This window comes from Clostridium minihomine (assembly GCF_900240385.1).
Lineage (GTDB): Bacteria > Bacillota > Clostridia > Oscillospirales > Acutalibacteraceae > Faecalispora > Faecalispora minihomine.
The window spans coordinates 278,484-302,793 of the sequence record NZ_OEQH01000004.1; the positions used below are offsets into that span (position 1 = coordinate 278,484).

Genomic DNA, 24,310 nt, shown 5'->3' on the forward strand with positions numbered 1-24,310 from the left:
GAAAACGAAAGGCAGGCAAAAGAAATGATTCGCAAACCACGGGAGATTATTATTATCTTCCTGTTTTTATCCATCATTGTTTCAAGCGAATGCGTTACCACGTTTACAAACAGCAGCACATTAAACACACCGGCAACACAATCGCTTGCCCTTGCTGAAGTATACTCGGCAAAGGATTGGGAATGGTTAAAGGCCATTGAGGATCAAAACACCCTGAATTTTATTTCAGCCGTCCTTTCCCCAGTGACGCAGGAAAAATTTCAAAAACAGCCCAGCAAAACAAAAACCCTGCAGCATTTAAAACCGGAATATCTGTTCCGTTTGTACAAATCTGGTGCCGCCCACAGCAACAGCAGATTTCCGGAAAAAATGTTAGATATTACCTTATATAAAAATACCAACACCTTAAGAATGCAGCTGCCGGTTTCCATTACAAAAAGTCAGTCATTGCTGACAGATTATCTTACCTATTATTACGATGCCCCGGCCGAAGTAATTGCCTATTTTAAATCTTTGGCTCCCCGTTCCTAAAGCAAAAGAGCACCCCCAAAAAGAGAATTTCTTTTCGGGGGTGCTCTTTCTTTTTTAAGATGTGCCCGGCGAAAAGCCGGGCACCACAAATTTTAAAGCAATTTCAGATAGTTCGGGTTCTGACTAACCTTTTAAGAATTCTTCCATCAGCAAATGGCCAGTATTAATGCAAATTCCCGTATTTGCCGCAGATTCTTCCGAGAAGCACTCTACCCCGGGCTGTTCCTTGCTTTTTTGATAAATAAAATACGGAACCGGGTCATTGGTATGGGTGCGCAGTGCCAAAGGCGTGGGATGATCCGGCACCACCAAAATTCGGTAGTCATCGTATTGTTCCATGCCTTCCAACAGAAGTTTCAGAATCCGGCTGTCAATGTATTCGATGGATTTGACTTTATTTTCGATTTCGTGGCGATGCCCGCACTCGTCGGGAGCCTCCACATGAATATAAACAAAGCCCTGCCCTTGCTCCAATTCTTGCAAAGCTGCCTGAGCTTTGCCCTCGAAATTAGTATCAATGTAACCGGTGGCTCCTTCCACAGAAACCACATTCATCCCGGAAAACTTTCCGATTCCCTTGAGCAAGTCCACAGCAGAAATCATCGAGCCTTTTACACCAAACTTCTGCTCAAAAGGAGACAGCTGGGCGCGAACACCTTCTCCCCACAGCCACATGCTGTTGGCCGGGCGCTGTCCGCGTTCCATCCTGGCCAAATTCACCGGATGATCTTTGAGCAGTTCATAGGATTTTACCATCATTGCGTAAAGCTTTGCCGCATTGGGGTGTGTCGGCACATGATCTTTGATGGGCTTTCCGGTAATATCGTGAGGTGGCGTCAGCGTGCCTATCTCCAAGGTTCCGTTGTCCCAAATCAGGCAATGGCGGTAGCTTACCCCACTGTATAACTTAAACTCTTCATTGTCCAGATGCTCGGCCAGATACTCCACCAGAATCTTTGCTTCCTCTGTTGAGATATCGTCGGCACAGTAGTCTAAAATGGTTTTGTCGGCGTATTCCGGTTCATCCGACAGGGTAACCAGATTGCAGCGGAAAGATACATCCGTGGGCTTCATGTCAATGCCGATACTTCCCGCCTCTAAAGGAGAACGGCCGGTATAGCATTCTGACGGATCATATCCCAGAACCGACAGATTGGCCACGTCGCTGCCCGGCTTTAAATGATCCGCCACAGTTTTCACCAGCCCAACCCGGGACTTGCAAGCCAGAGCATCCATATTGGGTTTGTGGGCGGCCTGCATGGGGGTTTTCCCGCCCAGCTCCTCCACCGGATAGTCCGCCATTCCATCGCACAACAGAACTACATATTTCATAGAGAAAGATCCCTTCTTATGATATTTCGTTTATTCTAACATATTGCAGATTACATTTCAAACAGCTTGTGTAAAAAGAAAAGAATTCACCTTTTCCATCGAAGCTCAAAAAATCCTGTTATGTTCTGTTTTGGTATCAGCCCCAGTCCTTTTATTAATTTAAAAACTTCCCTATAAAATGACAACCCACACTCTCCCCGGCTGTTTCGAGTAAATGAAGCGGAGAGGCAAAGCATTTTGATTTTCTGTCATAACAAACAAAAAAAGCAGCTAAGATTTTTCTTAGCCGCTTTATTAATAAGATGATTATACAGACCTAGCCGTCCCGGCCGAATGCCGGTCCGGTATGCTTTCGCATGGCGCTAATTCCAATATATCGCGCAGACTTCGTTTGTCCGTCCTGTATAACTTGTTTATAGTATAACCCCAACTCTCCGATTTGTCAATAACCCAACCTAATTTTTGCATATTATTAACAGAATTTTAACAAAAATCCTTCTGTTTGTGTTTTTGTACCGGCATACAGCATTTTTATAGAACGATGCTTCTGAAAACTGTGGTGCAAGGTTGTAATCGCCAAATTAAAATAAATGAGATCAAAAAAGCGGCTAAGATTTTTCTTAGCCGCTTTATTAATAAGATGATTATACAGACCTGGCCGTCCCGGCCGAATACCGGTCCGGTATGCTTTCGCATGGCGCTAATTCCAATATATCGCGCAGACTTCGTTTGTCCGTCCTGTATAACTTGATTATAGTATAACCCCAATTCTCCGATTTGTCAATAACCCAACCTGATTTTTGCATATTATTAACAGAATTTTAACAAAAATTCTTCTGTTTGTGTTTTTGTACCGGCATACAGCATTTTTATAGAACGATGCTTCTGAAAACTGTGGTGCAAGGTTGTGATCGCCAAATTAAAATAAATGAGATCAAAAAAGCGGCTAAGATTTTTCTTAGCCGCTTTATTAATAAGATGATTATACAGACCTGGCCATCCCGGCCGAATGCCGGTCCGGTATGCTTTTGCATGGCGCTAATTCCAATATATCGCGCAGACTTCGTTTGTCCGTCCTGTATAACTTGTTTATAGTATAACTCTGATTTTCCGATTTGTCAATACCTTGATAGTAATTTTTTATATTATGAACAAAATTTTCAAATTCCCAACAATTTAGGCGTTGCCTCTTTCAGTGCTTCAATCACATTCAGGGCATCCTGCCGGGTTTTACCTTTGGCAGACAAATAGGCTTTCAGCTTCGGCTCTGTGCCGGAGGGCCGCACCATCAGCTTGCTGCCGTTTTCCAGCCGAAATTCCAACACATTAGATTTCGGCAAAGCAATCTGACTGACAGCTTCTTCGTCATGCCGCTCGCTCAGCAAATAGTCGCTGTGCCCGGTCACCCGGATTCCCGCAATTTGCTGGGGCGTAGATTTACGCAGAGAATCCATCATGGCAGACATTTTGTTCATGCCATCCTGCCCTTCAAACACAAAGTTCATCAGGTCATTTAGATAGTATCCGTGCTTTTGATACAAGTCTTCCATTGCATCCACCAAAGTTTTGCCCTGACGCTTGTAATACAAAGCCATTTCACAAACCAGCATGCTGGCATTCACCGCGTCTTTATCCCGCACATAGCTGCCGGACAAATAGCCATAACTTTCTTCGTATCCAAAAATAAACTGATCTTCTCTGCCCTGCTCTTCTAACTCGGCCAGCTTGTCGCCAATAAATTTAAAGCCGGTCAGAACCTTAAACAGTTCAATTCCGTATTCTTTGGTAATCGCCTCATTCATATCGGTGCTGACTATGGTGCTGATCACGACCGGGTTCTTCGGCATAATGCCGTTTGCAACCCGCTGACGCGCCACATAATCCATCAGCAGAACGCCTACCTCGTTCCCGTTAAGAAGCACAAAATCCCCTTTATGCCGCACAGCGATGCCCACCCGGTCGCAGTCCGGGTCGGTCGCCAAAAGCAGATCCGGCTGCACCTTTTCGCTCAGCTCCAGTCCCTTTTGCAGTGCTTCGCGGAATTCCGGGTTCGGATAGGGGCAGGTGGGGAAATTCCCATCCGGCTCTGCCTGCTCAGGCACAATGGTTACATCCCGAATCCCGATGCTGTCCAGAATACGGGTAACGCACATTCGTCCCGCACCGTTCAGCGGTGTATAAACCAGCTTCAGACCACTGTCGATATCTTTTAACAGGCTTTGCTTTTTCACATCCGCCAAATAAGCATCGGTGACTTCGTCTGCAATGGTGCAAATCAGGCCTGCTTTCACTCCGGCATCATAATCCATGTGCTTGACATCGTTAAAGATATCAAGGCTATTGATCTCTGCCAACACCTGATCGGCCATTTCCATCGCAATTTGGCAGCCGTCGCTGCCATAGGCTTTATATCCGTTGTATTTGGCCGGGTTGTGGCTGGCCGTCACATTGATTCCGGCGTCACAATGCAGATATCGCACCGCATAGGAAAGCGCCGGTGTGGGCATCAGCTGTGGATACAAGTGGGCAGTAATGCCATTGGCCGCCAAAACCCCGGCCGCTTCTTTCGCAAACCGGTTGGAATTGATGCGGCTGTCATGGGCAATGGCAACCGAACCGCCTTTTCTCTGCTTGTTAAGATAATTGGCCAAGCCTTGGGTTGCCTTGCGAATGGTGTAAATATTCATACGGTTGGTGCCTGCGCCTAACACGCCGCGCAAACCGCCCGTTCCAAATTCCAAATTACGATAAAACCTGTCGTTAATCTCCTCCGGTTTTCCGGCAATGTCTTCCAGCTCCTGGGTCAGCTTCGGGTCTTCCAACGGGGTATTTCGCCATCTTTCATATTCTGTCATACCTGATACTTTCCTTTCCTCCCGCCCGATCAAAAGACGTTATTTTTGTATCATTAGAGTATCATTGGTGGCAGCTTTTGTCAATGCAGTAAGTTGTGCCTTACAGATAGATTCAAAAGCAGTGCGGAACTTGTTCTTTCCCTACATTTCTTCGTGGAGATTCGCTGTGGGTTTTGGGGAGCCACAGGTGTGATTTTACTGTTAATTCTGCCCTATTTTACTTGAATCAGATTTGTCACCACACCTTGGGGCACTAAATCCAGGATGCCATAAGTTGCATTTGCACCCCGCAGCGAACCGGGGTTCATGAAATACAGCCCCTTTTCATATTCCGTATAGGGAACATGAGTATGGCCAAACAGCACAATATCTGCTTTTTGCAGCCGTGCCGCCAATTTAATTTCATCCAATCCGTATTTTACATTATATAAATTACCATGAGTATAAAATATTTTTCGATTTTCCAATTGAATTTGCCCCACAGGCGGCAAGGCACAGCCCCAGTCGCAGTTCCCCCGAACCTGTAAAAACATTTTTTCCGGATAAAGAAACTTTTCATCCTCAATATCATCCTGCCCATCTCCCAAGTGGATTATTACCTGAGACGAGGGCTGAGACAAGATAACGCGATGCAAGGTTTGTTTGTCACCATGCGTGTCCGAAACCACCAAAATTCTCATAAAACGCTCCTTATATTTTTCATATCACGAACCTGTCATTCATATGATAGTGAAAGGGGTGATAAGAATGCCATCAAACCAAAATGATGAAAAGCAGGTGCTGCTAAATCTGTTGGCTCAGCGCCTTGGCAAACGTCCAGATGAGATTCAAAAACATGCACAAAGTGGGAATTTGCAAGCTCTGATGCAAAACATGAATCCAAGTGACGCAGCCACTCTGCAAAAAATCCTGAATGATCAGCAGGCAATGCAAAAGCTGATCAGCACACCGCAGGCACAAGAACTGTACCGGCGGATAAACGGGCAAAAATAACTGAAAACAAAGGGTGTGAGGGTATGGATGACATCACCAGCAAAATCAACGATCTGCTCAGCGATCCCGCGGCAATGCAACAACTGAACAGTCTGGCCGCTTCGTTGGGACTGGGAAACGCCGCACCCGACACCGCTCCGTCGCCGGGTCAACCAAATAACACACAAAACAATCCCCTGCAAGGGCTGGATATGAACATGCTCAGTCAGCTTTTGGGGGGACTTGGCGGCTCCGGTGACGGAAACAACATACAACCCCCTGATGCCTCATCCGGCGCCGGCGGGCTGGATACTGCAAAGCTCGCCTCTCTTTTGTCGGGGCTCGGTGGTTCCGGCGGGGGCGGCGGACTTGGTGCTCTTTCCGGCCTGCTGGGCGGCGGAGGCGGCGGGCTTGGTGCTCTTTCCGGCCTGCTGGGCGGTGGGGGCGGCGGACTTGGCGCCCTATCGGGCCTGCTGGGCGGCGGAAGCGGCGGGGGCAGCGGAATAGACGGTGACGCCTTAAAGACTGTCACAAAAATCATGCCGCTGCTATCTACTTTCCGGCAGGAAGACAATAATACCCGCCTGCTTCATGCCCTTCGGCCGCTTTTGGGGCCGGACCGGCAAAAAAAGTTAGATGAATCCGTCAAGATGCTTTCCATGCTGCGTCTTCTGCCCCTGTTAAAAGAGCAGGGAATCTTGTAAAGAAAGGGGGGCTTTCTGATGGCAAGCAACGACACCGCTGACATGCAGCGTATGCAGCAAGACGCTATCCGGCGAGTCAGAGAAATGCAAAGCCGCGCACAGCAAACTCTAAACCAATCACAAAACCCGGCGCCGCCACCGGAACCACCACCCCACAAGGAACCGGAACGCGCACACAAACCGCATGCTGTTCCACCACCGCCGCCGCAACTGCCGCCACAAGCACAGGCCACTAGCCTATCGAACCTGTTTGACGGCCTGATGCAAGACAGTGAACGCACCTTGATTATGGTGCTTCTCCTTATTTTGGTCTCCGAAAAGGCAGACACCGGGCTCATTTTTGCCCTGATGTATCTAATTGTCTAGGCCTGATTCACAAAATGAAAACAGCCCAGTGTGTAACATCATAAAAACGGATATTTCTTATTTTTATTTAGCCTCTATCGCGCGGATAGCCGACACATAATAACTTTTTCCCTCTGCTGTGGTTTGCAGAATATATTCCATATACTTAATAGGTGCAGGCTCAGAAGGCTGACTTTCTGTGCCGTCCATCCAATCTTCCCCGCCGATCACATAACCCACCTTCAGAATAACCTGGGTTCCGGCTCGTTTGCTGCTGGCAGTATAGGGGGAGAAACTGCTTTGGGAACTATAAGGTGCCACACGGAACACGTTCTGATCCGCATCGTATTCAAAGAAGGTTTCTTCTTGGGGGCTGGACGGCTGCAAATCGCAGTCCGGCCCAAACAATGCGTGACAGGCATCCACCACATCCCCAAGGGGCACCAAAGTGCGTCCCTCTTCATCATAATTGTTGTACTCGGCACCATTTTGGGTGACAGCACGCCACAAAGAGGCTTTCATAACCATCTCTGGATCCGCTTCCTTGGCATTTTCAAAAGGCTCTGGATCCTGCATGACAATGGGCGACAAAAAGGTGTCATAGGCCCTCAGGTGGCTATCATCGGTTACCGTGTAGTAAACCTGACGCCCCACACCCAAAAGAATGGCTGCAAGCCCCACAAAAGCAAGAACCATCACCAACGCACCCATTCCAATTCCATAGCGGTACTTTCCCCGCCGTCTCAGTGGCTGGGAAAGCGCCGCTTTTTCATTTTCCGGCTCTGTTGGTTCCTGAGTCTGCGCGGCCTCTTCGCCCGGCTCCTGTTCAGAACGGGAGCTTTTCTTGATCAGCAGGATATCCTCTTGTGCGGATTCTTCTTTTGGAAGAAACTCCTCCAGCTCGGGCTCTGGCTCGGGCTCTGGGGTCTGAGCCAGTTGTGCGGCTCTTTTCTGAGCTTTGATCCGGGCCTGTTCCGCGGCTTCCAAAGCCGCGCGAACCTTTCTTTCTTCCGGATCCTTCTTGCTGGACCGATTCTTTTTCTCCCGCTGTTTCTGGCCGTTTTTTTGTTTGGGCTGAAAAGCAGAACGATAATCGGCAGTTACTTCCGTGTCGCTTTTCTTTTTACTTTCCGCAAACTGGTCGAAATCGATTTCTTCAACAAGCTCTTCCGAAAGGCCGTTTGGGATTTCGCTTCCTTCCCGCTTCTTTTCGTTTTGCTCTCCGTTCATGCGGCTTCTCCTTTATTCTCTGATCTGGCCGTCTCCGGTCACAATAAATTTTTGAGATGTGAGCTCATTGACCCCCATGGGGCCTCTTGCGTGAAGTTTTTGGGTAGAAATCCCAATCTCTGCTCCCAACCCAAACTGTCCGCCATCCGTAAAACGGGTGGACGCATTCACATAAACTGCGGCAGAATCAATCTGCGCTGTAAACTGTCTGGCATTGTCATAGCGGCTGGTAATAATGGCCTCACTGTGGCCGGAAGAATATCGGTCGATGTGAGCAATGGCTTCTTCCATAGAGTTTACCACACGAACTGCCAGAATATAATCGGAAAACTCATCCTCCCAGTCACTTTCTGCGGCGGGAACAACCCGATCGCTTTGCCCCAAAAGTTCAATGGTACGCTCGCACCCACGAATCTGCACCTGCTTTTTGTCCAGCGCTTCTTTTGCCAAAGGCAAAAATTTTTCTGCCACAGCACTGTGTACCAACAAAGTTTCTGCCGCATTGCACACAGAGGGACGAGAGGTTTTGGCATTAAACACAATTCTTGCGGCCATTTCCAAATCGGCACTTTCATCCACAAAGATATGGCAGTTGCCCACGCCGGTTTCAATGACGGGCACACGGGAGTTTTCTTTCACTGAGCGAATTAAACCTGCCCCGCCGCGAGGAACCAAAACATCCAAATAATCGGTCAGCCCCATCAGTTCAACGGAACTTTGCCGGGTGGTGTCCTGAATCAGCTGAATACTGTCCCGAGGCAGTCCGGCTTTTTCCACCGCGTCCCGCATAACCTCTGCCACCGCGGTATTGGAATGAATGGCTTCTTTTCCACCCCGCAAAATCACTGCATTACCGGCTTTCAGACAAAGCACAGCCGCGTCTGCCGTTACATTGGGGCGTGCTTCGTAAATCATGCCGATCACCCCAAGGGGGACCGCCACCCGCTCGATTTTCAGCCCATTAGGACGCACTTCACCGGACAAGATCCGCCCGATGGGATCCGTCTGTGCCGCCACCTGCCTTGCACCCTCGGCCATGTCTTTAATGCGGGTTTCGGTAAGCGTTAGGCGATCCAAAAGAGATTCACTCATTCCGTTTGCTCTGGCATTGTTCAAATCTTCCTGATTGGCCTTTATAATGGTTTCAAAATGGGCCTCTAGTCCATCGGCAATTTGCAGCAAAGCAGCATCCTTTTTGGCATTGGCCGTAGCCAACACACGAGCTGCCGCCTTGGCCTTTTGGCCCATTTTCTGTAATTCTGTCATAAGAGTTTCCCCTTTCTATTTAGCCCGGGCCCGAAAAGCCACGGAAAAAAGCACGCATCCGCCGGCAGCCATATCAGGGCAGCCTCTTTCACATTCCCGAACGGGGAAAGTGAAAGCCAATGCCCAAGAGGCAGTGGGGCGAACGCGTGCGATGTTTTTTATTCTGCCTCGAAAACCGTCCCCAGATTTTCCCCTGCCAAAAGGCGGTATAAATCTTTGGGGGCAGCACCATCAATGATGCAGCAAGGAATTCCCGCTTCGGTAGAAACCGTTGCTGCGGAAATTTTGGTGCGCATTCCCCCGGTTCCTCGGGAAGAGCCTTCTCCACCACCAAGGGTTTTGATCTCGTCTGTGATCTTTTCTACCCTGGGGATCCGTTTTGCATCCGGATTTTTTCTAGGATCGGCATCATATAGGCCGTCAATATCCGTCAGCAAAACCAAAAGATCCGATTCCGACAACACTGCAACCGTTGCAGACAATGTGTCGTTATCGCCGATATGCGCGCCAACCAGTTCATCAATAGATACGGTATCGTTTTCGTTGACCACCGGAATAATCCCCATTTCTAAAAGCGCACGGAACGTATTCTGTACGTTCTGTTTGCTGGTGTCATGGGTTATTACATCACTGGACAGCAAGACCTGTGCCACAATATGATTGAACTCGCCAAAGAGTTTGTCATACAAGAACATCAGCTCACACTGGCCCACCGCTGCGATCGCCTGTTTTTTCTCGATCTCACGCGGTCGTTCCTTTAACCCCAGCTTGCTCATGCCGACGGCCACCGCTCCAGAGGTTACCAAAATCATTTCCTTGCCCGAATTCTGCAAGTCACTTAACACTTTGCACAACTCTTCAATGGTGCGGAAATTCGCTTTGCCATTCTCGTAAGTCAAAGTGGATGTTCCTACTTTAACCACGATTCGTTTGGCCTGTGTGATATCAGACATTCATTTCACTCCTTTTCCTGGTTCTATCTATATGCAAAGCAGGCACTGCCTGCTCTCATATCCGAAAAACCTTTTTCGGTCAGCTGTTGCCAGAAGATTCGCTTAAACCAGCAGCGGCTTCGACTTCATCCCTGCGCATGCGAATTCTTCCGCAATATACACAGGCACCCAATGCCGCGCAAACCAAAATCAGCGGTTCCGTTGCGGCAGAAATACCCAAAAAGATACCTGTCAGAACATCCGAAGGATAATGGACAAACAAATACAAACGGGAAAAAGCCATTAGAAAAGCAAAAGTAAATGCTACAACTCCCATGGTCTGATTCGCCTGAAAAATGATAAACGCAGCCCCAAACGAAGACATGGTATGGCCCGAAGGGAAAGAATAGTCTGGCGGGCATGCCACCAGAAGTTTTTGTTCCGGATATGTGTGGCAAGGCCGTGGACGGGCCACCAAAGGTTTCAGCACAAAGTTTGTTAAAACACCGCAGGCCGCCAGCACAAAGAACATGATTACACCGGCCTCTCGGTAATGGGGCATTAAGAAAAACACCACCATAACAGTTGCCCAAACCGCCCCCACATTCCCAACCAAAGAAATATAAGGCATAATTGCATCGAACAGGCTGCATCGCAAATTTCTTTGAATCATCCGAAGCAATTTAATATCTATTGTTTGAATCCTACCAAGCATTAAAACATTCCTTTCTAAAACTCGTCTCGCAAAAACCACAAGTTTGCTAAAACGAAAAAGACCATTCCCTTAAAAACACTCTCCACATACGAATACACTTACCTCATAATATGGTCTTATGTAGTATTATACCTTATCTGCAAATATCTCACAAGGGATAAAACTGTGAAAAAACCGAAAAGTTTCGTTTAAAAATCAATCAAAACCACCGGAATCTGTGCCGTTTCCTCAGTACCATTCTATCCTTTGGAATTCTTCCCATTCAACGGAAAACACCTGCCATAAAATTATGGCAGGTGTTTTATGGAAATACACTACTGTTCTTAGAGTGCATTTGCAAATTGCCAGTGTGCCGAAAAACAGAAGAAAGCCGCAGGAACACTTCCGTTATTCCAAGCATTTTTGGGGGACGGATACCGATTTTTTCATTTATTTTGTGTGTTGCAGAAGTTTGCAAACATGCTTAATCCAATGCGTATGGTTATAGGAAAATGCTCTTTCTTACAGCAAATATCCCTTTATCCCCTGCAATACTGCTGCCAGCAGGATAAAACTCAAAAACAGAATCAGAAACTTTTTGTCTTTGAACAACTGTTTATTGGGTACCGGATACTTTCTTGACAGATAAACCAAATAAAGTATCAGCATAATGGCAAAAATAATGCTTGTAATGAAAAATGGAGTATCAACTATCGTTATCTGGAACCAAAAAGCCAACGGGCGTAACAAATAAAAAAACAAAATATAAAGAATACTCATGTACATAAAGTGATACCATTTTTTATTAAAATTATTTTTCATAACTACGCCTTTCTACAGAAATTTTATAATTTAATAAGATACAACGTGATTCTCACATTAATTGGTGCAAAAAACAGTTGTTTTGCCGAATCGCTGTTCTCAGGCGAAAGCACCGGAAAACAAAAAGCTGTCTTTTCTAGTAATCCAGCAGATAGCTTACAGAAAATGTTAATCTAACGTTTCCGCTTGTTTTTCCCCAATTCCGATTACACCACTTTTGGCAGTGTAGACAACCTGTACCAAAGACTTCTCTTTCTCTAAATTCACTGCAACAGAAATGGGATTTTCCATCGAATGCAGTGACTTAATATCCTCTTCAGCCCGAAAAGATTCTGTATATCCAGCATCTTTTAACGCTTGAATATAGTTCTCAAAGTCTTTCGGTACGACTTCCATAAAATGCACAGACAGGCTTTCTGGGTGTGTGCCAATCCGAACAATTCCACCCATTTGGGGCTGGGGTAATTGTTCTGTCCATTCGTTTTGCGGCCATTTATTTGTTTCTACATAGCTAACACCCAACTGCTCCATAACCTCAGATGTACTGTTGGCTGATGGCACATTTTCATTTGTACAGGCACACAACGAAAAAAGCAGAAGCAAAACCAGTACCAATTTTTTATAATTCATAAGATACACCATTTCATTCATTATTTGGTTAAATTATATCACGGTAAACTTTTCGATTATAATTTTTTCGAATTATATAACAGTTATATCTATTTCTACTGCTTATCGCGTACCTAACTGCCGTCTTATAACAAAAAAGCAGAACGCCTCATAAAAAGGACGTTCTGCTTTATCTCTTAAAAAATTACAGTTTACTGGCGAGGTTTATTGGTATTGGGGCGGAATCCATTGCTTCCTCTGCGGTCATCGCGGCGATCATCCCTGCGGGGAGCCGGACGACGGGGCGCATCGGAAATCTCGTTTTCCGGCACCAGGCCATCTACTTCAATCAGCGCATCACGGCGGGACAGATTCAGGCGGCCCTTATCATCAATCTCCAGAACCTTAACCATAATCTCATCGCCTACATCGACCACGTCGGTCACCTTTTCGGTACGCTTGACATCCAAGCGAGAAATGTGAACCAGACCTTCTTTTCCGGGAGCGATTTCAACAAAGGCACCAAAGTCCATCAGGCGGGTTACTTTACCGTTGTAAATTGCGCCCGGCTCCGGATCGTTTACGATGGTGTCAATAATCGTCATAGCGCGGCGGCAGTTGTCGATATCAATGCCGGACACAAATATATGACCGTCATCCTCTACATCCACTTTAACTTCGCACTCGGCGCAAATCTTCTGAATCACTTTTCCGCCGGAACCGATCACTTCACGGATCTTCTCCACCGGAATTACAGTAGACAACATTTTGGGTGCATACTTGGAAAGCTCCTCACGAGGCTTGTCGATTTCCTTGAGCATAATTTCATCAAGGATATAATCGCGGGCTTTGTGGGTTTTTTCCAGAGCTTCCTTCACCATTTCAGGGGTCAAGCCATCAATTTTCAGGTCCATCTGAATCGCGGTAATGCCCTCATGGGTACCGGCCACCTTAAAGTCCATATCGCCGAAGAAATCTTCCAGACCCTGAATATCCACCATGGTCATCCAGCGATCGCCCTCGGTAATCAAGCCGCAAGAAATACCCGCAACCGGCGCCTTAATCGGCACACCGGCATCCATCAGCGCCAAAGTACTGCCGCAAACGGAACCCTGAGAGGTGGAACCATTAGAAGAAAGCACTTCGGACACCAAACGCAGCGCATAGGGGAATTCCTCTACCGGAGGAATCACAGGCAGCAATGCGCGCTCTGCCAAAGCACCATGGCCGATTTCACGACGGCCGGGGCCACGGCTGGGCCTGGTTTCGCCCACCGAATAGGAGGGGAAATTATAATGGTGCATATAACGCTTGTATTCTTCCTCATCAATTCCGTCCAAAAGCTGACGATCGCTGACGGGGCCTAAGGTTACAACGGTCAGAACCTGAGTCTGGCCGCGGGTGAACATACCGGAACCGTGCACGCGGGGAATCAGGCCCACTTCTGCAGCCAAGGGGCGCAGCTCGTCCATATGACGGCCGTCCACACGCTTCTGCTCATCCAGCAGCCAGCGGCGCACCACATATTTCTGGGTCTTGTAAAGGCATTCGTCGATTTTAGCCGCACTATCGGGATAAATCTCGTCAAACTTTTCGTGAACTTTCTCATAAATGGGCTTGAGCCGTGCATCACGAACGGTTTTGTCATCGGTGTCCAAAGCCACACGAATATCTTCGATGGCAAATTCCTTAATCGCATTCAGCATTTCTTCATCGGGCTCATTGCTGGGGTAGCTGAATTTTTCTTTACCGATTTCTTCTACCATCTTTTTGATCAGCTCAATGATGGACTGGTTGGCCTGGTGACCCGCAATAATGCCATTGTACATGATTTCATCCGAAACCTGTTCTGCACCGGCTTCAATCATGGCAATGCGGGAATCAGTGGAAGCCACAGTCACCGCCATTTTGGAAACTTCTTTCTGCTCTGCAGTGGGGTTAATGACGATCTCGCCATCTACATAGCCCACAGAAACCGCAGAAATCGGGCCGTTCCAGGGAATGTCAGAAATGCTGAGCGCAACAGAGGTTCCCACCATTGCAGCAATTTCAGGGGAGCAATCCGGGTCAACCGCCATTACGGTGCAGACCACCGAAACGTCATTACGCATATCCTTGGGGAACAAGGGGCGAATGGGGCGGTCAATCACGCGAGAAGCTAAAACCGCCTTTTCGGAAGGACGGCCTTCGCGCTTTAAAAAAGAACCGGGGATTTTACCCACAGCATAAAGTTTCTCTTCAAAATCTACGGAAAGCGGGAAAAAATCGATTCCGTCGCGAGGTTTGGCAGAAGCAGCCACTGCCACATGAACTGCGGTTTCGCCATAACGAACCAAACATTGACCGTTGGCCAACTGGGCCATTTTTCCGGTTTCAATTACCAGCGGACGGCCGGCAAAGTCCGTCTGAAATACTTTGAAATTTTCAAACATCAAGAATGTCCTCCTTTAATCTGTCTTTTATTCTGCCCAGGAGGTAACAGGCTTAGCAATAAAACCAACTTCCAAAACGAACTCTTTTGGGAGTTCGTTTCACTGCTAAAACCCGAATACCCCCTATCTTTTTTGAGTAAAAATGGGGAACTAGAAGTCGAAAGGCAGACGGCTATAAAAGCCGTCTGCCTAAAACAGCGTGCGATTACTTGCGGATACCCAGCTTTCCGATAATAACGCGGTAACGCTCAATATCAGTTTTGGTCAGGTATTTCAGCAGATTTCTTCTCTGTCCGACCATTTTCAAAAGGCCGCGGCGAGAGTGATGGTCTTTCTTGTGGATTTTCAGGTGATCGGTCAAATCGTTGATTCTCTTGGTCAAAATCGCGATCTGAACCTCTGCGGATCCTGTGTCACCCTCATGCAGGGCATACTGCTGAATAATTTCTTGTTTTTCTTCTTTTAACATATCTTTCCACCTTGTCCGTGCGGTTAGCGCACTAAATTTACCCTCAAACCCAGCAAAAGGCTCGGTGAACTCCCCGTTGGGGCTTACTCCTTTTTCCGGGAAAGGGGCATATAACTGGATTATTATATCATAGCTTCTGTCTTTTGTAAATAGGGCTGAACCAGCCCACGGGCGGTTTCTGCGTCCCTCAAAATTGCCTGGCGCAGTTCGGTCAAATCTTCAAACCGCTGCTCTGGCCGAAGGAAACAGACCAGTTCCACCGGCACACGGCGGCCATATAAATCGCCCGAAAAACCGTCGATAATGGTTTCTGCCAACACACCGTCCGACCCAACAGTGGGGCGAACCCCAATGTTGGTAACCCCGGCATATTTCGCACCGTCTACCGTAACTACAGAAGCATAAACCCCAAATTTGGGACACAAATAACCATCGGGAAATGGCTGATTAATGGTGGGCGCCCCTAATTTTCGGCCCAACTGCCGGCCAGCGGCCACGGGAAAATCCACCGAATAAAAACGGCCAAGCAGCCGGGCAGCCTGCTCTGCATCCCCAGCCTGCAATGCCTGCCGAATCCGGGTGGAACTAACCGGCTCGCCATCCAGCTTCATGGCAGGAACCACCATCACCTCAATGCCGAATTCTTCGCAAAGACCTTTTAGTTCGTCGCTGCCGGCTTTGCCCCCTTGGCCAAAATGAAAATTAAAGCCACAGCTGACTTTTTTTGCCCGCATCACACCGCAAAGAATTTTTTCCACAAAATCCCGTGCGCTCAGCTGGCGAACCTCTTCAAACCGGGGCATATAAACCCGTTTGACACCCATTTCTTCTAAAATCTGAAGCTTGCGGTGGCTGCTGGTCAGCCGCAAGGCCCCGTTTCCCTTAAAAAGCTCTTGCGGGCTGGCGTCAAAAGTAAACACAGTGGGAACCAGATTCCGGGATGTAAAAGCAACACAGGAAATCACCCTTTGGTGACCCAGATGAAGCCCGTCAAAAGCCCCCAGCGCCACTGCGCTTTTGGATGGCGCAATCTGTTTTAAATCATGGAACACCTGCAAAACGAAATCAACCTCCCGATCATCAGCCCGGCTGCGCACTAAATAGCTTTTTCACAGCCAGCTCCTGCTTTTCCAGATCTACTTCGCCCAATCCCAAAAATTCCTGCTCCGGCGAATACACCCGTATCCTTTGCCCCGAGCCAAGCGAATCAGAAGAAATTTTGACCCGTTCCAGAGCCAGGGCTCCCCCGTTCCCAAACCGCACGCTCTGCGCACCGCTGACCGTTATCTGCGGGCACCCTTGAAACAGGCCGTCCACCGGAAGAACCCGGCTAGGAAGCTGTGCCGCTTCGGCTAATCCCCGAGCCTGTTCCAATGTAATTGCCTCTTCCAGCGAAAATCCGCAGGCACGGGTACGGCGAAGGGCGGTCATCATACCAAAGCTGCCCAAAGCCTGTCCCAGATCTGCGCACAGTGTGCGAATATATGTCCCCTTAGAGCAAGACACCAACAAGGTTCCCTGTCGCTGTTCTTCGCTGTAATCCAGCAGCTCTAACTGATAAATAGTGACCGGTCGGGGCTCCCGCTCTACCTCAATTCCCTTACGCGCCAACTCGTATAGGCGTTTTCCGTCCTTCTGCACCGCAGAATACATCGGCGGTATCTGCAAAATCTCGCCCCGAAAAGCGGGCAGTGCCGACAAAAGCTGTTCCCGGCTGACCGGCACATCACTTTGCGTCAGGACAACACCCGTACTGTCCTGGGTATCGGTATCTACTCCCAGACGAAAATCCGCCTGATACACTTTATCTGCATCTTCCAAAAGAGATGCTGCCCGGGTCGCTTTGCCCAAAAGCAAGGGCAAAACTCCTGTGGCCATGGGATCTAATGTTCCCGTATGCCCGATTTTCCGCTCTTTGCACAGGCGGCGCATTACCGCCACCACATCAAAAGAGGTAAAGTCCCGGGGCTTGTCTATCACAATGATACCGTTCATTGCGTCCCCCTACATGGTTTCCAATACTTTTCCAATCACTGCCAGAATCTTGTCACGGGCAGATTCAAAGGGTTCTTCTATGGTGCATCCAGCTGCCGCATTATGGCCACCGCCGCCGAACTCGGCACAAATTTTGGCCGCATCCACCGGGGCCAGCGTGCGAAGAGACACCTTATAGCCGCCGATTTTTCTTTCCCGCATGGTCACACCAACCAGAACGCCCTCAATTTGGCGCGGCAAGGACGAAAGGCCTTCTAAGTCACCTTCATCCGCACCCGAGCCTTCAATCATTTTACGGCTGATCTGCATGACGGCACAACGGTCATTATAATAAAATTCGATCGAATCCAGCACACTGCGTTCCATTTCCAGCCTGGCGCGAGTCTTGGTTTCAAACATCTCTCGATTAATATCCGGCCCGTTCATTCCGGTGCGCAAAACCAATGCGGCAATCTCATGGGTACGCGCCGTGGTATTGGAATACCGAAAACACCCGGTATCTGTGGTAATACCGGTATAAATGGCGCGCGCAATGATTTGATCCGGAACTACACCCAACCGGCAAACCACTTCATAAATAATTTCACAAGCCGCAGAAGCGGTGCTGTCCACATAGGTGTTTTTCGCAAATTCCTGATGGGAGCCATGGTGATCGATGCACAGATCGATGTTCTTGGCATGCTTTTCTGCCAACACCGGACCCAAAAGCTTAATGTCAGCCACATCTACACTAACAATAAATTGAGCAGGGAATTCCTGACGCTCGATACCCTCAAACAGAAAACCGTATTTGGGAGCCACCGGATCCGCGCAGGTGCACCGGGCCCGTTTGCCCAGCAGGTGCAGCGCCCGGCAAAGAGCCGCGGCGCTGCCCAATGTGTCGCCATCGGGATAATGGTGGCTCAGGATTTCCACATCCTGGGCCTGTTGCAGCATGGAAACCGCTTTCTCCAAATCAATTTTCATCTTCTTCCTCCCCGTCTTTCAAATCAGACAGCAGCCTGGAAATGTTCGCGCCATATTCAATGGAATCTGTGGCGTGAAACAACAGCTCCGGCACATGGCGAAGCTTCAGGCGCCGGCCCAATTCCCGCCGGATAAATCCACTGGCCGATTTCAGACCGGTTACCGCCGTTTTTGCCTGCTGCAGCCCTTCCATGGCACTGATATACACCGTGCAGTAAGAAAGGTCGTTTGTCACATCCACCCGCACGATGCTGATAAGACCCTGTATCCGGGGATCCTTCAGTTCACGGAAAATGGCGGTCAGCTCCCGCCGGATATCCTCTGTAGTGCGTCCTATTCTATGGCTAGGCATTCATTAATCCTCCCGGTATTCCTCTATGATAAAGGCTTCCAGAATATCGCCCTCTTTTACGTCGCCAAAACGTTCCAGACCGATACCGCAGTCAAAACTGTCGGCAACTTCTTTTACGTCATCCTTAAAGCGGCGCAGAGAAGCAATTTTGTCTTCCGCAATGACAATTCCGTCGCGCACAACGCGTACCTGAGCATTGCGAACCAGCTTTCCGCTGGTAACATGGGCGCCGATAATCAGCCCCACATTGGTAATTTTATAAATTTCACGGGCCTGAGCGCGTCCCAGCTGCACTTCGCGGAACTTGGGATCTAGCATGCCCTTCATAGCAGATTCAATTTCTTCAATGCAATCGTAAATAATGCGATACAAGCGCATATCCACGCCGTCACGCTTGGCATTTTCTTCGGCAATGGGATCGGGGCGCACATTAAAGCCCACCACAATGGCATTAGAAGCATTAGCCAGCATCACGTCAGACTCACTGATGGCACCCACGCCGCCGTGAATCACAGAAACGCGAACTTCGCTGTTAGAAAGTTTCTCCAACGACTGGCGAACCGCTTCCACAGATCCCTGCACATCGGCTTTTACAATAATTTGCAGCGTTTTCATTTCGCCCAACTGCATCTGATCGAACAGATTCTCTAAAGTAACCTTTGTCTGCGCACGGAACTGCTCTTCCTTCTGCTCGTTATGGCGCTGTTCCACCAATTCGCGGGCCAGACGCTCATCCGAAACAGCGTTCAGAATATCGCCGCCAGCGGGAACTGCATCCAAACCGGTAATTTCCACCGGAACAGAGGGGCCGGCTTCCTGAACTCGGTTGCCTCGGTCATCCATCATGGCACGCACACGGCCTACACTGGCGCCTGCCACCACGATATCGCCCACACGCAAGGTGCCGTTCTGAACCAAAACGGTGGCAATGGGGCCGCGTCCTTTATCCAGACGGGCTTCAATAACCGTACCCTTTGCCGCACGTTCCGGGTTAGCTTTGAGCTCTTTCATGTCAGAAATCAAAAGAATCATTTCGAGCAGCTCATCAATGCCCTCATGGGTTTTTGCAGAAACCGGAATGCAGGGGGTTTCACCGCCCCATTCTTCGGGAACCAAGCCATGTTCTGTCAGCTGCTGTTTAATCTGATCCGGATTTGCGGAAGGCTTATCCATTTTGTTAATTGCCACAATAATGGAAACATCCGCTGCTTTTGCGTGGTTGATGGCTTCTACAGTCTGGGGCATAATGCCGTCGTCAGCCGCCACAACCAGAACAGCAACATCCGTTACCTGAGCACCGCGGGCACGCATGGTGGTAAACGCCGCGTGACCAGGGGTATCCAAAAAGGTAATGGGTCTTTCTTGCGCCTGCACCCGGTATGCACCGATGTGCTGGGTAATACCGCCCGCTTCGGAAGCAGTTACCTTTGCATTGCGGATCGCATCCAGCAAAGAGGTTTTACCGTGGTCAACGTGACCCATGACAACCACTACCGGAGCGCGGGTGACCAAGTTGTCATCCTCGTCTTCACTGTCATCGATAATCTGCTCTTCGATGGTGACAACCACTTCTTTTTCCACCTTGGCATGGAATTCCATAGCCACCAAAGCGGCTGTATCAAAATCAATGGGATCATTGACCGTGGCAAACACGCCCATCGCCATCAGCTTTTTAATCACTTCGGCGGCAGTGGCCTTCAGGCGCAGAGCAAAATCACCCACAGAAATTTCCTCGGGAACCGTAATGGTCATTTGCTTTTGCTTGCGCTCCATGGCAATGCGGCGCAAACGCTCACTTTCGGTTTCTCTGCGGGCATGTCTGGGCTTTCCACGATACTGAGAACTGCGCTGTGTCAGCTTCTGTTTTTTGACTACGTTATCGGTCTTTACCTTTTCAGAAGCCATGCGATCGTATTTTTCATTGTAACGATCCAGCTCCACATTAGAGGTACGGGTATCTACAATACGGCCCTGGGGCTTTCTGACCACACCGTTGTCAGAAACCGGAGCGGAGGAAGTGTTCTGCTGGGGATTCGGATGATGTGGCTGCTGGGAGCGATTCTGCTGACCCTGCTGCCCTTGGGGACGCTGATTTTGATTTTGATTTTGCGGCTGGCGGCCGCGGCTCTGCTGCTGTCCCTGTTGTGGGGCGGCATCCGGCCGGGGTCTTACAGGAGTAATTTTGCCCGGTTTTACCGCTTGCTTTCTCGGTGCCGGGGCATCAGCGGCTGCCTGTTGAGGCTGAGGCTGCTGTGCCTTACTGGGAGCTGCCGGAGCAGGTGCTGCGGCCTGGGGCTGCGGTGCTGCTTCTTCTTTTGCTTTTTGCGCATTATCCGCAAAATAAGTGTCCAGCGTACCCATGGCGTTTTTCTGGGTAATGGCATCAAATACCAAATCCAGTTCCTTCTCTGTAAGTGCCGTCATGTGCTTTTTATTTTCATCACAATATTTTTGCAGGATCTCGATTACTACCTTATTCGGCACGTTCAGATCCTTCGCTACTTCATGTACCCTATATTTAATCATCATTACTTCAATCCCTCCCGTTTGTCTGCAGCCTCTTCGGCCAGCTCTGTCAGCCTTTTGGCAAATCCCTGGTCATTTACCGAGAGAACACCGATGCGTTTTCCCAGCGCCATCCCAATTTCATCCATCGTATCTGCCATGCCGATTAGGGGCACTCCCTGCCGCTTTGCCGTATCTTGAACTTTTTCGGCGGTGCGTGGGGAAATGTCCCGCGCCAATAACACTAGCTTTGCCTCTCCCTTTTCTACGGACTCCTGCACGGCATCGTGGCCCAGGCTTAGCCGGCCTGCACGCCGGGCAATTCCCAAAAGGGAAAGAACTCGGTTTTTCATTTTCCGATCTCCTCCTCCAGGCGGTCATACACCTCTGCCGGTATGGGGCAGGAAAAGACCCGTTCGAACCGTCGTGATTTGCGCGCCGCTTTCAGACAATTGATATCCTGGCATACATAAGCACCGCGTCCCGGCTTGCGTCCCGTCAAATCCAGCGAAATTTCGCCCGGTCCGATGGGCTGACCGGATTCATCTTTCACATCCGGCGCCTTCACCACCCGTACCAGCTCCTTTTTCGGTTTCATTTCTCCGCAGCCTGCGCACATCCGCAGGGGCACGCGCTTTTGCACCATATATCATTCTCCTTTTAAAACCGCGATATTTCGCGGCGGTTCCCTGTTATGCGATCATTCTTCTATAACTTCTTCCGAAGTTTTTTCTGTCATGAGTTCTTCGCCAAAAAATCCGCTTTCCGGCTTAATGTCAATTTTCCATCCGGTGAGCTTCGCCGCCAAGCGGGCATTTTGCCCCTTGTTGCCAATGGCAAGAGAAAGCTGGCTGTCCGGCACGGTCACCCGGCAAACACGGGCGCCATCTTCTGCCACCTGAACCGAAACCACATCCGCCGGGGACAAGGCCGATGCAATGAACTGAGCCGGATCTTCACTGTATTCCACAATGTCAATCTTTTCGCCGCCCAGCTCGCTGACTATGTTGGACACACGCGCACCCCGTGCGCCAATACAAGCGCCAACCGGGTCCACATCGGGGTTATGACTTAAAACCGCCAGTTTGGTGCGGGAGCCCGCTTCTCGGGAAACCGCCTTGATTTCCACCACGCCATCATAAATTTCAGGCACTTCGGTTTCAAACAATCGCTTGACCAAATCCGGGTGGGTACGGCTGATCATGGCCCGGGGGCCTTTTTCGGTTTCTTTGACATCCACCACATAAACCTTAACGTGATCGCCTTCTGTGAGCACCTCGTCGCCCACCTGCTCGCTTTTGGGAAGAACCGCTTCGGCTTTTCCGATTTTCAGAGTAACCGCTCCGGAGCGGGGGTCGACTCTCTCTACCAATGCGGTGACCAGCTCCTGATTTTTGCTTTGGAATTCCTGCATCATCTGGCCGCGCTCACCATCGCGAATCCCCTGTCGGATAATGTTCCGGGCCGTTTGAGCGGCAATGCGTCCGAATTCTTTCGTATTCAGCGCCACGCTGACCTTATCCTCCAAAGAGGCGGAAGGATCGATTTCTCTTGCAGCTGCAAAAGAGATCTCCCTGCCGGGATCCATCACTTCCTCCACCACGGTTTTCCGCAGGAACACCTCGAAATTCCCCCGGGCCGCATCCATGTTGATTAGGGCATCTTCATTCCCGTAGCTGTTTTTACATGCGGTTAAAATCGCCTTCTTGATTTTATCCAGCATAAAATCAACCGGAATGCCCCTTTCCTTTTCCAACAAATTCAAAGCCTCAAAAACTTCGCTGTTCATCCTAACTTACTCCTCTTCAAAATCGTCATCCAACAGACGCACCGACGCGCTGTCTTTCTGGGCTATGGTAATAACTTCCTCTCCCTCTGCGCGCAGGCGGATCTGGGAATCCGCGCAGCCTAAAAGCTCGCCTGCCAGGTCCCGGCGGCCATCCGGCAGCGGACGAATCAATTTAACCCGCACCGGCGAGCCGGCAAACTGCTCAAAATGCTCCGGGCGGGTCAATTCTCTGTTAATTCCCGGAGAACATACCTCCAGGCAATAGCTTTGCTCAATTGGATCCTCTTCATCCAGCAGGGGACTAAGCGCACGGCTGATGGTTTCACAATCCTCCAGCCCGATTCCCTGCGGCTTGTCAATAAAAATGCGCAAAAACCAGTCTGCGCCCTCTTTGACAAATCGTACGTCCCAAATGCCGATATCGGTTCCCTTCGCTGCTCTTTCGGCAAGGGCCCAAACGGCAGACACCGTATTCCCGGATTTTCTTTTACCAGCCAACGCTTTCACCTCATAGACAAACAAAAGAGCGGGTCACCCCACTCTTTCATCCTCACTGTTATTTACACTATCTTACTATAGCATACTCTTCTGAAAAAAGCAACTTGAAAAGCAACTTTAATTTCAGTTTTCAATCTGCCGAGCCAGGAAGGACGCGGCTGCCTGAGTCAGCTTAATGTCACTGACATCGGGCTGTTCCGAAGAATCCCCCGCCAGCAAAACCACGGCGCCCATTACATCACTGGAAGCAATGATAGGGTACACCACAGAAGCGGCGCGGTTGATTCCTTCCACCGGCTGCAAGGGAGGGCTGTTCTGATCCCGCACATAAGTATGGCGAGAGTGCATGGTTTCCTCCAAATCCTGCGACACACGGCGTTCCATATATTCCTTGCGGGAAGCTCCCGCGACAGCGATGACGTGGTCACAATCGCATACCAGTGCCGGACGATTGGCAATTTTGCTCAGCACATCTGCGTACTGCGCGGCGAAAGCAGACATTTCTCCCACGGCAGAATACTTTTTAAAGATAACGCCGCCTTCCGCATCCGTAAAAATCTCAAGCGGATCTCCCTCACGGATTCGCAGGGTACGGCGGATTTCCTTTGGTATGACAACACGGCCTAAATCATCTATTCTTCTAACAATTCCTGTAGCTTTCAAATTGATATTCCCTCCTGCGTTTGATTTCACGATTATTATCCGCAGGAAGGTTCTTCTTATTCATGTTCTTTGCCAATTCCACCATAGTTTGCCTCTGGATTTCTTTAACAACTGTTTCGGGGAATTCCGCTGTTCTTTTAAAAAACTTTGGTGTATAATTAATTCCATAATGCCCAAGAATACCGAGTTTTGACGATTTATGAAATATAAAACCGCGATTTAGCCGCTTTTTTTGCTGTTTACAAGAATGCGGCCGCGGCTCAAATAAACTGAATCATCGCCCCTGCTTTCGCACAAGAGCGGCTGTGCCGCAAAAAATAGCCTGTCGCTTTTTATAAAAAAATAAAAA

24 protein-coding genes are annotated in these 24,310 nt (G+C 49.1%); 3 read left to right on the plus strand and 21 right to left on the minus strand.

Translation table 11 applies throughout. The features are described from left to right. Window positions 1–24 precede the first annotated feature (24 nt). Window positions 25–531 carry a hypothetical protein gene (locus tag C1A02_RS11050; RefSeq protein ID WP_101698275.1) on the plus strand — a complete coding sequence of 169 codons (507 nt, stop codon included), beginning with the start codon at window positions 25–27 and terminating at the stop codon, window positions 529–531. 123 nt (window positions 532–654) lie between these two features. On the opposite strand, the gene C1A02_RS11055 is transcribed toward C1A02_RS11050, so the two are convergent. From C1A02_RS11055 to C1A02_RS11065, 3 genes are all read right to left on the minus strand, one after another. Further along, the gene (locus C1A02_RS11055) at window positions 655–1,863 is read right to left on the minus strand and encodes a cofactor-independent phosphoglycerate mutase (protein ID WP_101698276.1); all 1,209 of its coding nucleotides are present in this window, start codon (window positions 1,861–1,863) and stop codon (window positions 655–657) included. Window positions 1,864–3,023: 1,160 nt separating this feature from the next. Beyond that, on the minus strand, window positions 3,024–4,718 hold the full coding sequence (locus C1A02_RS11060; protein ID WP_101698277.1) for a phospho-sugar mutase: 1,695 nt from the start codon (window positions 4,716–4,718) through the stop codon (window positions 3,024–3,026). Between the two features lie 212 nt (window positions 4,719–4,930). After that, window positions 4,931–5,398, minus strand: a complete 468-nt coding sequence (locus C1A02_RS11065) for a YfcE family phosphodiesterase (RefSeq protein WP_101698278.1) — start codon at window positions 5,396–5,398, stop codon at window positions 4,931–4,933. Window positions 5,399–5,465: 67 nt separating this feature from the next. On the opposite strand from C1A02_RS11065, the gene C1A02_RS11070 reads away from it, so the two are divergent. Together C1A02_RS11070 and C1A02_RS11075 are read left to right on the plus strand one after the other, a co-directional pair. Beyond that, on the plus strand, window positions 5,466–5,711 hold the full coding sequence (locus C1A02_RS11070; protein ID WP_101698279.1) for a hypothetical protein: 246 nt from the start codon (window positions 5,466–5,468) through the stop codon (window positions 5,709–5,711). Between the two features lie 23 nt (window positions 5,712–5,734). Further along, window positions 5,735–6,394 (plus strand): hypothetical protein, encoded by a 660-nt coding sequence (locus C1A02_RS11075; RefSeq protein WP_101698280.1) that lies wholly within the window; start codon window positions 5,735–5,737, stop codon window positions 6,392–6,394. 76 nt (window positions 6,395–6,470) lie between these two features. Here C1A02_RS11075 and C1A02_RS13630 read toward each other — a convergent pair whose 3' ends face one another. The 18 genes from C1A02_RS13630 to C1A02_RS11170 all read right to left on the minus strand — a co-directional run bounded on the left by C1A02_RS13630 (window position 6,471) and on the right by C1A02_RS11170 (window position 23,961). Further along, window positions 6,471–6,614: a hypothetical protein gene (locus C1A02_RS13630; protein WP_207204899.1), complete on the minus strand. Its 144-nt coding sequence runs from the start codon at window positions 6,612–6,614 to the stop codon at window positions 6,471–6,473. Between the two features lie 209 nt (window positions 6,615–6,823). Then, window positions 6,824–7,969, minus strand: coding sequence for a hypothetical protein (locus C1A02_RS11085; protein WP_101698282.1), 1,146 nt, complete (start codon window positions 7,967–7,969; stop codon window positions 6,824–6,826). A 12-nt stretch (window positions 7,970–7,981) separates the two neighbouring features. Further along, window positions 7,982–9,235, minus strand: a complete 1,254-nt coding sequence (locus C1A02_RS11090; protein ID WP_101698283.1) for a glutamate-5-semialdehyde dehydrogenase — start codon at window positions 9,233–9,235, stop codon at window positions 7,982–7,984. A 158-nt stretch (window positions 9,236–9,393) separates the two neighbouring features. Next, window positions 9,394–10,188, minus strand: a complete 795-nt coding sequence (gene proB / locus C1A02_RS11095; RefSeq protein WP_101698284.1) for a glutamate 5-kinase — start codon at window positions 10,186–10,188, stop codon at window positions 9,394–9,396. A gap of 79 nt (window positions 10,189–10,267) precedes the next feature. Continuing rightward, window positions 10,268–10,882 (minus strand): phosphatase PAP2 family protein, encoded by a 615-nt coding sequence (locus tag C1A02_RS11100; RefSeq protein ID WP_101698285.1) that lies wholly within the window; start codon window positions 10,880–10,882, stop codon window positions 10,268–10,270. Between the two features lie 969 nt (window positions 10,883–11,851). Continuing rightward, on the minus strand, window positions 11,852–12,313 hold the full coding sequence (locus C1A02_RS11110) for a DUF6591 domain-containing protein (protein WP_101698287.1): 462 nt from the start codon (window positions 12,311–12,313) through the stop codon (window positions 11,852–11,854). Between the two features lie 191 nt (window positions 12,314–12,504). Next, window positions 12,505–14,724 (minus strand): polyribonucleotide nucleotidyltransferase, encoded by a 2,220-nt coding sequence (locus C1A02_RS11115; RefSeq protein WP_101698288.1) that lies wholly within the window; start codon window positions 14,722–14,724, stop codon window positions 12,505–12,507. A gap of 205 nt (window positions 14,725–14,929) precedes the next feature. After that, window positions 14,930–15,193, minus strand: a complete 264-nt coding sequence (rpsO, locus tag C1A02_RS11120; protein ID WP_101698289.1) for a 30S ribosomal protein S15 — start codon at window positions 15,191–15,193, stop codon at window positions 14,930–14,932. 122 nt (window positions 15,194–15,315) lie between these two features. Then, window positions 15,316–16,245: a bifunctional riboflavin kinase/FAD synthetase gene (locus tag C1A02_RS11125; RefSeq protein WP_243577997.1), complete on the minus strand. Its 930-nt coding sequence runs from the start codon at window positions 16,243–16,245 to the stop codon at window positions 15,316–15,318. Between the two features lie 28 nt (window positions 16,246–16,273). Beyond that, the gene (truB, locus tag C1A02_RS11130; RefSeq protein ID WP_101698290.1) at window positions 16,274–17,188 is read right to left on the minus strand and encodes a tRNA pseudouridine(55) synthase TruB; all 915 of its coding nucleotides are present in this window, start codon (window positions 17,186–17,188) and stop codon (window positions 16,274–16,276) included. 9 nt (window positions 17,189–17,197) lie between these two features. Then, window positions 17,198–18,154, minus strand: a complete 957-nt coding sequence (locus tag C1A02_RS11135) for a DHH family phosphoesterase (RefSeq protein ID WP_101698291.1) — start codon at window positions 18,152–18,154, stop codon at window positions 17,198–17,200. Next, entirely contained in the window at window positions 18,144–18,506 is a 363-nt protein-coding gene (rbfA, locus tag C1A02_RS11140) for a 30S ribosome-binding factor RbfA (RefSeq protein ID WP_101698292.1), read from the minus strand. Before rbfA ends, C1A02_RS11135 begins: the two co-directional genes overlap by 11 nt. A gap of 3 nt (window positions 18,507–18,509) precedes the next feature. Next, window positions 18,510–21,035, minus strand: a complete 2,526-nt coding sequence (infB, locus tag C1A02_RS11145; RefSeq protein ID WP_101698293.1) for a translation initiation factor IF-2 — start codon at window positions 21,033–21,035, stop codon at window positions 18,510–18,512. Then, window positions 21,035–21,364, minus strand: coding sequence for a L7Ae/L30e/S12e/Gadd45 family ribosomal protein (locus C1A02_RS11150; RefSeq protein ID WP_101698294.1), 330 nt, complete (start codon window positions 21,362–21,364; stop codon window positions 21,035–21,037). Before C1A02_RS11150 ends, infB begins: the two co-directional genes overlap by 1 nt. Further along, window positions 21,361–21,657, minus strand: coding sequence for an RNase P modulator RnpM (gene rnpM, locus C1A02_RS11155; protein WP_101698295.1), 297 nt, complete (start codon window positions 21,655–21,657; stop codon window positions 21,361–21,363). The genes C1A02_RS11150 and rnpM overlap by 4 nt, the downstream gene beginning before the upstream one ends. Window positions 21,658–21,711: 54 nt before the next feature. Next, window positions 21,712–22,800: a transcription termination factor NusA gene (nusA, locus tag C1A02_RS11160; protein WP_101698296.1), complete on the minus strand. Its 1,089-nt coding sequence runs from the start codon at window positions 22,798–22,800 to the stop codon at window positions 21,712–21,714. Between the two features lie 6 nt (window positions 22,801–22,806). Further along, a complete protein-coding gene (gene rimP / locus C1A02_RS11165; RefSeq protein ID WP_243577998.1) occupies window positions 22,807–23,307 on the minus strand; it encodes a ribosome maturation factor RimP in 501 nt (166 codons plus the stop codon). Window positions 23,308–23,421: 114 nt separating this feature from the next. After that, complete coding sequence (locus C1A02_RS11170; RefSeq protein WP_101698298.1) at window positions 23,422–23,961, minus strand: stage V sporulation T C-terminal domain-containing protein; 540 nt, start codon at window positions 23,959–23,961, stop codon at window positions 23,422–23,424. Window positions 23,962–24,310 lie beyond the last annotated feature (349 nt).